Below are 13,815 nucleotides of genomic sequence, written 5' to 3' on the forward strand. Positions count from 1 at the left end.
GAGTATTAAATTCAACCAAAGACTTATCTAACTGCAATAAAAACGCCCCAATGGTAATTGAGGCGTTTAATATTTTAAATCAATAAGATGACTAAACTTCAATGCGGAAACTAAATTTCGTAGTGCAGACCACACTCACGTTTCAGCCCATTAAAGCGCGTTTCTTCCTCTGTCATGCCTAATTCGAGTGGTTTACTCGAATGGGTATCCCCCACAGAAACATAGCCTTGGTCCCAAAGTGGGTGGTACGGCAAGTCAAATTGAGTCAGATAGAGGTGCACATCTTTATTCGACCACTCGATAATCGGCAGTAACTTAAAGCGAGAGCCATGAATCGCCAGTATCGGCAGCGCCTCACGGGTGCTGGCTTGGCTGCGCCTCAGCCCTGCAAACCAAGTACCGACCTCAAGCTCGGCCAAAGCACGTTGCATAGGCTCAACTTTATTTAAACGGTTGTATTGCTCTAACCCGTCTAACCCTTGCTCCCACAATTGACCAAAGCGTGCCTCTTGCCATGCAGCTGTGATCACTGCTTGATACACTTTTACATTCAGTGACAAACGCTCTGTCAGCTCGTCGATAAACCGATAGGTTTCAGGGAACAAATACCCTGTATCCGTAAGAATAACCGGAATATTCGCCTGTGCCTGACTCACCATATGCAGCATCACAGCGGCTTGAATCCCAAAACTTGACGACAGCGCATGATTACCGGGCAAATAAGTTAAGCCCCATAGCACTCGCTCTTGTGCGCTCAATCCGGCTAAGAACTGATTGATGCGCTCAAGCGCTATCGTTTGCTCGGTCTTGGGCGCACTCAATAGCGCCGTTAACTCGGCCGTGCTGACCACAGTCGGCACTGTATCACTGGTTTTTTGCTCAAGATCAACCATGAAAATCCTTAGCGGCATCAATAACCGCCTTCACAACGCCCACGCGGACGGTGAAGTTACCAAAGGTTTCGCCTGCATCACGCTCTACGGCGTAGCGGCCAAACAAGGTATCCAATTCGGCGAGAATGTCCGCCTCTTGGATATTTTCTCTGTGCATCTTGTTCAGACGAGTCCCTTCAAAACTTGCACCTAAGTACAAGTTATAACGGCCCGGCGCTTTACCCACAAGGCCAATTTCAGCGGCAAATGGGCGAGCACAACCGTTAGGACAACCCGTCATACGCACGACAATCGCTTGCTCGCTAATGCCGTGTTTTGCCTGCAGCGCATCGATATGATCGATAAACTCAGGGAAATAACGCTCGGCTTCCGCCATCGCTAATGGACACGTCGGCAAAGCCACACAGGCAATCGAATGACCGCGGGTTTGCGTCAACACTTGGCCCAGTAGTCCGTGTTTGCGGGCTAAGCCTTCAATGGTGGCTTTATCTTCTGCCGCCACACCTGCGATGATCATGTTTTGATTCGAGGTCATACGGAAATCGCCTTTGTGGATCTTAGCTATTTCACGCAGTCCCGTTTGCAGGGTTTGGCCCGGTAAATCTTTAATGCGGCCGCTTTCGATAAATAAGGTTAAATGCCATTTACCGTCAACGCCTTCAACCCAACCATAACGGTCGCCGCGATCGCCAATCACAACATCACGCTTAGGCTCAAACTTCACCCCAGCGCGCAGTTCGACTTCGGCTTTAAACTGCTCATAGCCATGGTCGACGATAGTGTATTTAAGGCGTGAACGTTTACGGTTAACACGATTACCCCTGTCGCGTTGCACTGTCATGACAGCTTCGGCAAACTTCATCACGTCTTCAGTTTTGATAAAACCAAAGTCGTCAGCCAGACGTGGGAAAGTCTCCACCTCGCCATGGGTCGAGCCCATGCCGCCGCCAGCGGTTAAGTTAAAGCCAACCAACTCACCGTTTTCAGCAACGGCGATAAAGCCTAAATCGTTAGTGTAAACGTCAACATCGTTATCGGGAGGAACCGCAACCGCCATTTTGAACTTACGTGGCAGATAAGTTTTGCCATATACAGGTTCAACGGTTTCATCTTCGGTCGAAAGTAACTTTTCTTCATCTAACCAAATTTCGGCGTAGGCGCGCGTATGGGGCAACAGATGATCTGACAGTTGTTTCGCCACCGCATAGGCTTGCTCGTGCAGTTTCGATTCCACCGGATTAGGATTACACATCACGTTACGGTTAACGTCACCACAAGCGGCAATCGAATCCAGCGCTTCACGATCTAAGTCTTGAATAATGGTCTTCAAGTTACGCTTAGGAATACCGTGGTATTGGAAGGTTTGACGGGTCGTCAAACGAATGCTGTTCGAGCTGGTGAGCATCGAGGCAATCTTGTCCACACCTAACCATTGCTGCGGAGAACAAATACCGCCAGGTACACGGGCACGCAACATAAAGCTGTATAAAGGTTCGAGTTTTTGCTCTTTACGTTCGTTACGTAAATCGCGGTCATCCTGCTGATAGAAGCCGTGGAATTTGATCAGCTGCTGATCGCCGTCACTGAAACTGCCGGTTACCGCAGAATCTAAGCCTTCTTTGATGGTCCCGCGCAGGTAATCACTGTCGGTCTTTAGGTATTCGTTTAACGCTAACTTTTGCTCACTCATGGAACTGCCTCTTAAATTCGGTTCGCTGACTGCACAGGTCATCACGTGTGCAGCTTTGGCTATTCTTATGCGTTTCTTATCTGCGCAACGGTTGAGATTAATACACGTCTTTTTGGTAACGCTTATCGCTGCGCAGGGTTTCAAAATAGGCTTCCGCAGCTTCGGTATTCAAACCACCGACTTCGACAGCCACCTCAATCAAGGCTTGATGAACATCCTTTGCCATACGTTCAGCATCACCACAAATGTACAGATGCGCACCGTTTTGCAACCATTGCCACAGGGCTTGGCCTTGCTCTTTAATACGGTGCTGCACATATATTTTATGGGCTTGATCGCGCGAGAATGCCACGTCGATACGGCTTAAATCGCCATTTTTCAAATACTGTTGCCACTCAGTTTGATACAAGAAATCCTGCTCAAAGTGAGGATTGCCGAAGAATAACCAGCTATCGCCTTGGATCCCTTGTGCTACGCGCTCCTGCATAAAGGCACGAAACGGCGCAACACCTGTGCCAGGGCCAACCATGATCACTGGTGTTTCTGGATTTTCAGGTAAACGGAAATGCTTATTAGGCTCAACATAAACCTTAACCTGAGTGCCTTCCTGCGCAGAGGCTAAGAAGTGTGACGCGCCGCCAAAACGGGCCGCGCCGTGACGCTCATCTTCCACTAACGCCACGGTTAAATGCACTTCAGTTTCGACTTCGCTTTGGCTTGAGGCAATTGAATAAAGCCTTGGCGTTAATGGACGCAGTAATTCAAGTAGTTTTGCCGCGCTTAAGGCCACAGCACCATTGGATAACGGATACTGAGTGACTAAATCGGCAAATTGATGCTTAAGGATAAACTGACGTACTTGTTCTTTATCTTCGCTCAATGCCAGCAGTTCAGCGCTGCCGCTCAGTTCGGCCCAGGCTTTGACTAATCCAGGGTATAACTGAGTCAGCTCTTTCTTATCGACCAAGGCTTGCTTAAGGGTCAAGGATTCTGTGCCTAGAGTCACTAACTCATCGGCGGCCAATGACAGACCCGCTAAGACTTCATCGACTAACACTTCGTTATTACTAAACCACACACCGAGGGCATCACCCGCTTGGTAGCTTAGACCTGATTCGCCAAGGTCAATTTCTACATGGCGCACGTCTCGGTCCGAACCGCGACCGGTAATTTTTTGGCTCACAAGCACTTCAGCGCTATAGGGATTTTGCTTAGTAAATTCGCTTTCGCCAATCGCTTTAGCGGTGCCGATAGATACCACACTGGCGGACGAGGTTTCGATCAGCGGCTTAACGGCCTCTAACACATCGGCGTGCCACTGACCCGCAGCAGCTTCATAGTCCACATCGCATTCAATTAAAGGTAACAGTGATTTAGCACCGAGTGCTGCTAGGCGGGCATCGAAGTCTTTACCGGTTTGGCAGAAAAATTCATAGCTAGAATCCCCCAATGCCAGCACTGAGTAATGTAAATGGTCTAACTTAGGCGCGCGTTTAGAGGCTAAAAACTTATGTAATTCAATCGCATCATCCGGCGCTTCACCTTCACCATGGGTGCTGACCACCAGCAAGAGCACAGTTTCTTGCTTCAATTGGCGAACATTGTATTCGCCCATTGAAGCCAGATTGACCGCATAACCTTGCGCCTGCGCCTTATCGGCGAGCGCTTTAGCGACACCACGGCCATTACCCGTTTGGCTGCCATAAAGAATCGTCACGGTTTGAGCCGCTTGCGCCTCTGCGGCGGGCGCTAATTGGCCAGCATTGGCGGTGGCAGCAAGATAGCCACTCACCCAAGCCAGTTGCACAGCACTTAACTCAGAAGTGAGTTGTTTTAGCTTCTCGACTTGTCCTTGAGACAATGGCGAAGCCAGCGATGAAAGTTCTTTTAACAACATGAGACGGCCCTATGACAGTGTAATGTCCACAAGCTTATCGCGGTTTAAGAAAAGCAAAAAAGAATAAAATCGGATTTTTAATTCCATTTTGGAATATACAAAGTGCAAAATTTAAGCTACAAAAGTGTGCACTGGTTAAAAGTTTTTGATCCGACCAGTGCAGAAACGGCCTGCTTGAGAAATATGCACTTGTGCCAAGCTAAAGTATTGCCACAATGGTCATGAGCCTGTCGAACAGTAATTTCTGTTGCCCACAGAATAGTTTGTTTTTAAAACAAAAGTGTCCATCCTAGATTGAATGCCCCAACTGGCTCGAATCACCAGCTGAGTAAATGCTGGCGATGACAGATTGTGCAGTTGAGTACGATGAAGGAAGCACAGCAGGCACAACGATTATATAAACCATCAGGGAGTAGTCATGCAGATTGGAATACCGAGAGAAAGTCTCGCCGGTGAAACTAGGGTCGCCGCGACCCCAGCCACCGTTGAGCAGCTTAAAAAACTCGGCTTTGAAGTTGTTATTGAGGCCAATGCGGGTCAACTGTCAAGCTTCGATGATGCAGCCTTTGAGGCTGCAGGCGCGAAAGTGACAACTGATGTTTGGCAAGCCGATCTGATTTTTAAGGTCAATGCGCCAAACGACGCTGAAATCGAACAAATCAAAGACGGAGCAACTGTCGTCAGCTTTATTTGGCCCGCACAAAACCCTGAGCTGGTTGCGAAGTTAGCTAAACGCAAAATCAACGTGATGGCGATGGACATGGTGCCACGTATCTCCCGTGCCCAGTCACTCGATGCCCTCTCCTCTATGGCCAACATTGGCGGCTATCGTGCCGTGGTTGAAGCCGCGCATCAATTTGGCCGTTTCTTTACCGGTCAAATTACCGCTGCCGGTAAAGTGCCGCCCGCTAAAGTGCTAGTGATTGGTGCTGGTGTGGCAGGTCTTGCTGCCATTGGTACTGCAGGTTCGCTTGGCGCCATAGTGCGCGCCTTCGATACCCGCTTAGAAGTGGCCGAGCAAATTGAGTCTATGGGCGGCCAATTCCTTAAACTGGATTTTGGTAACGAAGAAGGTGGCTCATCGGACGGTTATGCTAAAACCATGTCGGATGAATTTATTGCCGCCGAAATGGCGCTGTTTGCCGAGCAAGCCAAAGAAGTCGATATCATCATCACCACAGCGCTGATCCCGGGTCGTCCTGCGCCTAAGCTCATCACCAAAGCTATGGTCGATAGCATGAAGAGCGGCTCAGTGATTGTTGATTTAGCCGCTGCAACGGGTGGTAACTGCGAATACACCCAATCGGGTGAGCTGTTTGTTACTCCTAACGGCGTAAAAGTGATTGGTTATACCGACCTTCCCGGTCGCTTGCCTGCACAATCGTCACAGCTTTACGGTACTAACTTAGTCAACCTGATGAAGTTAATGTGTAAAGAAAAAGACGGCACTGCCAGCATCAATTTCGATGATGTGGTCATGCGCAACATGACTGTGATCAAAGAAGGTGAAGTGACCTTCCCGCCACCACCGATTTCGGTTTCTGCGGCGCCGGCAAAACCTGCCGCGAAAATCGCGCCTAAAGACACCACTCCGAAAGCGCCATCTAAGCTCAAGTACGTGCTCGCCGCCTTAGGCGCTGCTGGATTTGCAGCCGTGGCATCGGTTGCACCACCTGAGTTCCTGTCGCATTTCACGGTATTCTTGCTGTCCTGCGTCGTCGGCTATTACGTGGTGTGGAACGTGTCCCACTCACTGCATACGCCTTTGATGTCAGTCACAAACGCGATTTCAGGCATTATCGTGGTCGGCGCCCTGTTGCAAATCGGTCAGGGTTCAACTTTGGTCACTGTACTGGCGTTTATCGCCGTGCTGATCGCCAGTATTAACATCTTCGGTGGCTTCACCGTCACTCAGCGCATGCTGAAGATGTTCCGTAAGGATTAAGGGGGTTTAACGTGTCTCAAGGACTGGTAACAGCAGCTTACATTATTGCCGCCATTCTCTTCATCTTCAGTCTCGCGGGACTGTCGAAGCAAGAGACGGCAAAACACGGCAATTTATTCGGAATCGCTGGTATGGCAATCGCCCTACTGGCTACCATTTTCAACCCTGATACTAACGGTATTGCGTGGATCTTAATCGCCATGGTGATTGGCGGCGCGATTGGTATCCGTTTAGCATTAAAAGTCGAAATGACTGAAATGCCTGAACTGGTTGCCATCTTGCACAGCTTTGTCGGTATGGCCGCTGTATTGGTGGGCTTTAACAGCTTTATCGACTTGCACCCACAGGAAGTATCGCAAGTCGTCGTGGCTGTCGGTGGCGATATCAATACGACGCTCGCCGCAGTGCACGATGCCCTAAGTGAAGCAGCAAAAGCTGCCAGCAAAGAGCATCTCACTGGCGCCATGCTTAACATTCACTTAGTCGAAGTCTTCCTCGGGATCTTCATCGGTGCGGTCACCTTCACAGGTTCTATCGTGGCCTTTTGTAAGTTACGTGGGCTGATTTCATCAAAACCTTTGATGCTGCCACATCGTCACAAATTGAACTTAGTGGCAGTACTCGTGGCCTTCGCCCTACTGGTTTACTTCGTCCAAACGGGCGGCACTATGCCAGCTCTGCTGTTGATGACGCTGATCGCCTTCGCCTTTGGCTGGCATTTAGTGGCATCCATTGGCGGCGCGGATATGCCAGTGGTGGTGTCTATGCTGAACTCTTACTCAGGTTGGGCAGCGGCGGCAGCGGGCTTTATGTTGTCGAACGACCTCTTGATTGTGGTCGGCGCATTAGTGGGTTCATCGGGTGCAATTCTGTCTTACATTATGTGTAAGGCGATGAATCGCTCGTTTATTTCGGTTATCGCAGGTGGCTTTGGCACTGATGGTGTAGCCTCGACAGCCGATGAAGAAATGGGCGAATACCGTGAAACCAACGCTGAAGATGTGGCGGATATGCTGAAAAATGCCACCTCTGTCATTATCACCCCAGGTTACGGCATGGCAGTGGCACAGGCGCAATATCCAGTGGCTGAAATCACTCAAAAGCTACGCGATCGCGGCGTAAAAGTCCGTTTTGGTATCCACCCAGTTGCAGGCCGTCTACCCGGCCATATGAACGTACTGCTGGCGGAAGCGAAAGTCCCCTACGATATCGTGCTGGAAATGGACGAAATCAACGAAGACTTTAACGACACCGACGTAGTACTCGTCATTGGTGCCAACGACACGGTTAACCCTGCAGCAATGGAAGATCCAGGTAGCCCAATCGCAGGCATGCCTGTGCTCGAAGTATGGAAAGCACAAAACGTTATCGGCTTTAAGCGCTCGATGAACACAGGTTATGCCGGCGTGCAAAACCCACTGTTCTTCAAAGAAAATACCCAAATGCTGTTTGGGGATGCAAAAGCCAGTGTCGAAGCGATTTTAAAAGCACTTTGAGTCTGATGTAACTTCAGCAGAGTGGCAATCGCTTAGGCGAAACACCCAGTTTCAATGATAAAAGGGAGCTTAGGCTCCCTTTTCATTTCACATTTCTTTAAGCCTTTTAAGCTAGTCTCCGCGCCCATAGGATGTGAGGCTTTACATGCCCACAATCCCCATCGTTTTCGCAGGTCAAAATGCGAAGTAGAATCTAACGCTATTTAAAGGAAAGAGCGAATGTTGCTTGGACTGTTTATCCTGTCTGGCGTATTAATCAAAGCCTCATTACTCGGGCTTGGCTGGATATCGATTGCCATCGGCCTCAGTGGGTATCTATTTTGTCGCTGGTTTCATTTCAATTTGGATATCAAACTGATTGGTAAATTTAGACGCCTTTTCATCACAGCTGCGGCTCTGCATCTTCTGGTCTATATCGGCTTAATCACTAAGCTTTTACTTATCGACAGCTTAGAAGACTTGCCCACATTTCTGATAAGTCACTTAGTGTTTCACCACATCATCAGCGCCACAATTGCTGCCGTATTAACTTTTATGGCTATTGGTATTTATCTACAGCAACAAAAAATAAAAACGCCTTACCCGCAGCAACTTAGAAAAGGCGCTAAATGACCTAAATGCCATTTAGACCATAGTTAACCCGTTCACTCTGTTCTATTTTACTTACAATTTATGCTGCCTGTGCACGCAGACTTATCTTTTCTATTTACGCTGGATCAGTTAAAACCATTCAAGGGAATAGATAATTTTCCTGCAAGTCTCTAAACATCCCCTAACCATAACGTAGAAGATTCTCGATAGGCACCTCAGAATCACAAGGATCACCTCAATGGACTGCAAACTGAGATTATATTTAGCCCTTAGACACCAGATTAATCGCATCGCCTTGTTAGCGTGCATTTTCCTTATCTCACCAGTTCAGGCTGAGAATAGTCCGACTCACACAATGCCAGTATCCGAGAGAAGCAACTTAGTTTACGGTCAAAGTTTTACCCATAACTCCAATCTATATAACGCCGAACGTCGCTATATGGTGGCGCTGCCTGAACGCTATCACGCGACCCAACGTCAGTATCCGGTGCTCTATATCATCGATGGAGATTTTCAATTTCGCCACGTATCAGCAGCGGTCAACAATCTCGCCCGCGTCGGTAAAATCCCACCAATGATAGTGGTCGGAATCGCATTGCAAGGCCAAGCAGATTATATAAAAAGCACCACGTGGGCGGCAGAGGATAATCCAGAATATGGTGGTGCAGCTTTGTTGCAGAGTTATTTAGCTCAGGAGCTCATTCCTTTAATCAATCAGCAATTTCGCACTTCAGGTAACAATGCCTTGGCAGGATATTCTCTTGGGGGCTTATTCACCTTGTATAGCATGATGCAGCAGAATACGCCCTTTAACGCCTATCTTGCCATGAGCCCAAGCGTTTGGTTCGACAACTACAGCAGCAACGCCCTATTCACTCAATATCTCAAACAAAAACAGCAGGACAAATCTAAGCTGCCGCCCTTGTTTTTATCTGTAGCCAACGAACAAGGTATGGGCGTGGTGGAGATGGTCGATGCGATTAACCCCATAGCAAGCGAGTTAGTTGCAAATCAACAGTGGCGTTGGCAGTTCCAACAGTTTCCGGATGAAAACCACTACACTACAGCGATGCCTGCACTATTGGATGCTCTGGCTTTTCTTTCACCCCAGTATTTTATCGACCTTGATGAGCTAGTGAAATTGCCAAAGTACGCCGATGTATTCGATTTATTTGCCGCTAAACAACAAACTTGGGCAGGATTTCAACTCGAATGGTTACAGGCTTATACCTTCGCTAAATATGTGTTTATTTCAAAACAAGAAGGGCAAATTGATCAACTCCTAAAAGATGCCAAACAGCAATTACCAGCATCTTATACCGAATTATGTATTGGGCTCGCGAAAGTCTTTATTTATAAACAACAGGCTGATAAAGCGCAGCAAATATTACTCAGTGCAAAAACAGAAGGTGAGCTAAGCGCCGATTGGCAGCAACAGATGAGCCTAAGCTATGCCGCACTCGGTAATAAAGATGCTGCTCTAAAAGCGCATCAACGCGCACTCTTCCTCGCGAAATCACAAGGTTTAGAAAGTTGGGAATGGTGGGAACTGGCACCTTAGCGCATGCAAATACTTCAAGCACAGTTAAAGGGCAAACGTGCCCTTTAACTGTGCTTAGCTAAGGCCAACATCGACTTTATAAATGGATTAATCTACAGCAATGTCGTTATCGTTAAGCTCTTTTGACAGGGTTTCATAATTCGTTTTAAGCTTCGGCAAGGTATCTTCTTGGATCTTACTCAGTAAATTTTGTAGCAGGCCCTTGCCGTAGGAAACACTGTAGTGGCGGGTTTCAATATTACTGATGATCTGCTCAGACTCTAAATAAAAACGACGAATATCGGACAAGATATGACTCGGCGTCTCTAGGGCATTGGCTGAATAGCGCATATTATCCCAAACAAACAGTCCCATTTGCGGGCGCATTTTCACTAAGCTATTACCGCTCACCGTTTCAACCATGTCGACATAACGGCTCAAAGTGGCCACGTTATCACTCACTTCATCATAGAGCGCATGGCGCAGATGATAGTTGTTTTGCATATTACTTAAGTTATCGAACTTAATCGCCTGCGATAAACCTTCTTGCGCGGCTAAATACACCCCGACAACCGTCGCAATGATCATAAAGACCTGACTCACCCAAAAACTGGTTTTGATGAGCTCTGTATTATCGAGCTTGATGTTACGTTTGGGAGCATCGGCGGCATTAGGGCTAGGGTTCATGTCCATATGTGTATCCTGTCAAATCAAGAGTAAAAAGCGGTATAACGCAATAAAGGGCCTATCTTACATGACAAAAGAATGAGTTTCCTCAGTAAAAATCACGATTTTCCCCCATAAAAAAGGAGCCATCGGGCTCCATTTTTATATTTGTTGGTCAGTCTTTTATGCTGCTTTTGCCACATCAAAATTGGACAACAACATCATAGCAGTACGGCCTATTAGATGGTTGATCGTGCGATCACCCGCTAAGCCTAACTCAGCAATCGCTTGTTGACGTGCTGTGCTCACCGCTCTAAAGAGAGTGATTTCATTGTTGGCACCACCGCAAAGACTAAAGAACAGTCTCAATACTGCGCGGTAATGCTCTTCCTGCATAGCCTGCATCCATGATGTTTCTAATGCCTCTTGGCTAGAAAAATCCAGAGCCGCAACAAATAGATTACCAATACGGCTATCTAAACGAACGAGAAAATCGCTCTTGCGTGGAAAATGGTGGCTAATACCTGTGCGGCTAATCCCCGTTGCTTCAGATAACGTGGTATAAGACATAGTCTCAAAGCCGATAGTCAAAATTTGTCTTAACGCTTCATCCATAATCTGATTTATGGTTTGCTCAGTTTGTACTCGCGAGCGCTTAGCCATAGTAAAGTCTCCCCTCTTATTTTTAGGGGGAAAGCTTACCAAAGCCGCTCAGGGATTACTGCTGTTCACTCGGCTGCAACCAGCGTATTTCGCTTTTGTTCAGCTAGGGTTCAGTTTAAAACAGGCTTAAACATAGAATTCATTAACACCTTCATAACATTGAATTTTGTACCAACCAGTTATGCGCTTTTTCCTCGCCCATGAGTAAAACGAAGGTGGGTTGTAGATAATGTCCAAGTTCGGCTTTTCGCCAAAATAGATATTCAGGAAGGGGTTGCAACACACTCGCGCCAAAAGTGCGTTGCATTAAGCTCGAATACTCGCCTAATAACCTCGGCGCTAATTGCTCGGCTTTAGGATAAAAATCCGCCAAAAAATCCCGATAATCGGCAAAACTCGCCACGTGAGCCACCTTATAGTGGCGCAACACTTGTATCAGCATAGGCGAACTCCAGTGCGACAAGTATTGCGGACTTGTTAACGCATCGAGATTGCGTCTATGGTATTGCTGCCATGCCAAGGTAAAATCACCTCGCTCCCGCGCGATACGCCAAACCAGATAAATATCGGCTAGCCATTCATGCTGATATGCGCTCAATTGAGTCGGTAATACTGTGCCTTGTAGGGCGAGGTTCTCCAAATGACCGAGCTCATGCCATAGGGTTAATTGCGGCTGTTCGAGCAAAGGTAATTGATAGGTCACCAGATCGACACTGGCTAACTGCACTTGCGGCGACTGCAACTCGTTGACTAAGACTAGGCCCGCAATCTTATTGTCATCGACGGGCATGACCATGGCGCCTCGCTGGCCTAAATCGCGCCTAAATTGATCTAACGTAGCGGGCAGCTGCGCCAACACTTGCTTAGGCAATAATGCCAAGCAAGCGCCCAGCTCTGATAAAGGGCAAATCAAAGCCTGCTTATCGGCGATGGGCGTCCAAGACAGGCTAGATGCGAATACTAGAGCAACTAAGCTCACTGATTCGCCATGATATTTTGAATAATCGCCGTGGTCGAAATGCCATCCTCAAATCCCAGCACTTGCACTTGACCGCCAGCGGCAATCACTTCAGCGCCGCCTGCGATATCTTCCAGCTTATAGTCGCCGCCTTTAACCAGTAGATTTGGCAGCAATCGAGTAATGATGCGCTGCGGCGTATCTTCACTAAAAGGCACCACCCAATCGACAGAGGCTAAGCCCGCTAACACGGCCATACGACGATCCACCTGATTGACCGGACGACCCTCACCCTTTAGGCGTTTAACCGAGGCATCATCGTTTACTGCCACAATCAAACGATCGCCTAAGGCTTTGGCTTGTTTGAGATAACTCACGTGGCCCGCATGCAAAATATCAAAGCAACCATTGGTCATCACCACACGCTCACCGCGCAGTTTGGCTTGCTCTAAGGCATAGGCGAGTTGATCTTCACTTACCACTCCAAAACCCGATTCTCCATGGTGCAAAGCTAACGCTTCAATAAGCTCAATGCGGCTCACGGTAGAAGTGCCAAGTTTACCGACCACCACGCCAGCGGCTGTGTTCGCAATTGCACAAGCTTGGGGTAAATCGGCGCCCGCGGCTAATGAGGTTGCTAAGGCCGAAATCACAGTATCGCCAGCGCCGGTCACGTCATAGACTTCACGGGCAACGGTAGGAATGTGCAGCTCGGGCGCATTAGCGGTCACTAAGGTCATGCCCTTTTCAGAGCGGGTGACTAAGATGGCATCAAAATGATGTTGCTTAAGTAAGCCACGGGCTTTTTCCAGCAGATCCGCTTCTGAGGTCACAGTGCCCACAACCGCCTCAAACTCGCTCATATTCGGGGTGATCAACGACGCCCCCTGATAACGACCAAAGTCACTGCCCTTAGGATCGACTAACACCGTCACACCTTTTGAACGCGCTAAAGCAATAAAATCTCGCGGCTGATCGATAGCGCCCTTGGCATAATCTGACAACACCACCACATCGACGGAATCGAGTAAGGCCTCAGATTGCTTGAGCAAACGCACGCTGTCGGCCTTGTCGAAGGCTTCTTCAAAGTCGAGTCGAATAAGCTGCTGATTACGCGATAAAACCCGCAACTTAGTGATGGTTGGCTTGTCTGCAATGGTTAACCATTGGGGTTCAACCCCTAAGGTTTGCACGCCGAGCGTTAGGGCGTTGGCGGTATCGTCTTGACCGACGAGCCCTGCAAGTTGGACTTGACCACCTAAGGTCGCGATATTGAGCGCCACGTTGGCCGCGCCGCCGGGTCTGTCTTCGACTTGATTAATCTTCACCACAGGTACGGGGGCCTCGGGGGAGATACGTCCCGTAGGGCCAACCCAATAGCGGTCTAACATCACATCGCCGACGACTAACACTCTGGCTTTTTCAAATGCTGGCAGAGAAACCTTCATAGTGCTCTTATCTTTATGCAGAAATTAA

The 13,815-nt window shown here is 48.3% G+C and carries 11 protein-coding genes; 4 read left to right on the forward strand and 7 right to left on the reverse strand.

Features of this window, described 5'->3' with window-relative positions; translation table 11 throughout:
- Window positions 1–110: 110 nt before the first annotated feature.
- From K5Q99_RS02170 to K5Q99_RS02180, 3 genes are all read right to left on the reverse strand, one after another.
- Window positions 111–893, reverse strand: a complete 783-nt coding sequence (locus K5Q99_RS02170) for a phosphoadenylyl-sulfate reductase (RefSeq protein WP_220775962.1) — start codon at window positions 891–893, stop codon at window positions 111–113.
- Window positions 886–2,583, reverse strand: a complete 1,698-nt coding sequence (gene cysI, locus K5Q99_RS02175; RefSeq protein WP_220775902.1) for an assimilatory sulfite reductase (NADPH) hemoprotein subunit — start codon at window positions 2,581–2,583, stop codon at window positions 886–888. The genes K5Q99_RS02170 and cysI overlap by 8 nt, the downstream gene beginning before the upstream one ends.
- Window positions 2,584–2,680: 97 nt before the next feature.
- A complete protein-coding gene (locus K5Q99_RS02180; RefSeq protein ID WP_220775903.1) occupies window positions 2,681–4,480 on the reverse strand; it encodes an assimilatory sulfite reductase (NADPH) flavoprotein subunit in 1,800 nt (599 codons plus the stop codon).
- A gap of 418 nt (window positions 4,481–4,898) precedes the next feature.
- Between K5Q99_RS02180 and K5Q99_RS02185 the strand changes: the two genes are divergently transcribed.
- The 4 genes from K5Q99_RS02185 to K5Q99_RS02200 all read left to right on the forward strand — a co-directional run bounded on the left by K5Q99_RS02185 (window position 4,899) and on the right by K5Q99_RS02200 (window position 10,073).
- Window positions 4,899–6,425 carry a Re/Si-specific NAD(P)(+) transhydrogenase subunit alpha gene (locus K5Q99_RS02185; protein ID WP_220592129.1) on the forward strand — a complete coding sequence of 509 codons (1,527 nt, stop codon included), beginning with the start codon at window positions 4,899–4,901 and terminating at the stop codon, window positions 6,423–6,425.
- Between the two features lie 11 nt (window positions 6,426–6,436).
- Complete coding sequence (gene pntB, locus K5Q99_RS02190) at window positions 6,437–7,921, forward strand: Re/Si-specific NAD(P)(+) transhydrogenase subunit beta (protein ID WP_220592128.1); 1,485 nt, start codon at window positions 6,437–6,439, stop codon at window positions 7,919–7,921.
- A gap of 219 nt (window positions 7,922–8,140) precedes the next feature.
- Window positions 8,141–8,533, forward strand: a complete 393-nt coding sequence (locus K5Q99_RS02195) for a hypothetical protein (protein ID WP_220775904.1) — start codon at window positions 8,141–8,143, stop codon at window positions 8,531–8,533.
- A gap of 217 nt (window positions 8,534–8,750) precedes the next feature.
- On the forward strand, window positions 8,751–10,073 hold the full coding sequence (locus tag K5Q99_RS02200; protein ID WP_220775905.1) for an alpha/beta hydrolase: 1,323 nt from the start codon (window positions 8,751–8,753) through the stop codon (window positions 10,071–10,073).
- Between the two features lie 87 nt (window positions 10,074–10,160).
- Here K5Q99_RS02200 and K5Q99_RS02205 read toward each other — a convergent pair whose 3' ends face one another.
- The 4 genes from K5Q99_RS02205 to hldE form a co-directional block, all read right to left on the reverse strand.
- Window positions 10,161–10,745, reverse strand: a complete 585-nt coding sequence (locus tag K5Q99_RS02205) for a hypothetical protein (RefSeq protein WP_106649593.1) — start codon at window positions 10,743–10,745, stop codon at window positions 10,161–10,163.
- A gap of 156 nt (window positions 10,746–10,901) precedes the next feature.
- Entirely contained in the window at window positions 10,902–11,381 is a 480-nt protein-coding gene (locus K5Q99_RS02210; protein ID WP_106649592.1) for a TetR family transcriptional regulator, read from the reverse strand.
- Window positions 11,382–11,532: 151 nt separating this feature from the next.
- The gene (locus K5Q99_RS02215) at window positions 11,533–12,360 is read right to left on the reverse strand and encodes a hypothetical protein (RefSeq protein ID WP_220775906.1); all 828 of its coding nucleotides are present in this window, start codon (window positions 12,358–12,360) and stop codon (window positions 11,533–11,535) included.
- Entirely contained in the window at window positions 12,357–13,787 is a 1,431-nt protein-coding gene (gene hldE / locus K5Q99_RS02220) for a bifunctional D-glycero-beta-D-manno-heptose-7-phosphate kinase/D-glycero-beta-D-manno-heptose 1-phosphate adenylyltransferase HldE (protein WP_220775907.1), read from the reverse strand. Before hldE ends, K5Q99_RS02215 begins: the two co-directional genes overlap by 4 nt.
- Window positions 13,788–13,815: the final 28 nt, after the last annotated feature.

Origin of the sequence: Shewanella hafniensis (assembly GCF_019655335.1) — a bacterium.
Lineage (GTDB): Bacteria > Pseudomonadota > Gammaproteobacteria > Enterobacterales > Shewanellaceae > Shewanella > Shewanella hafniensis.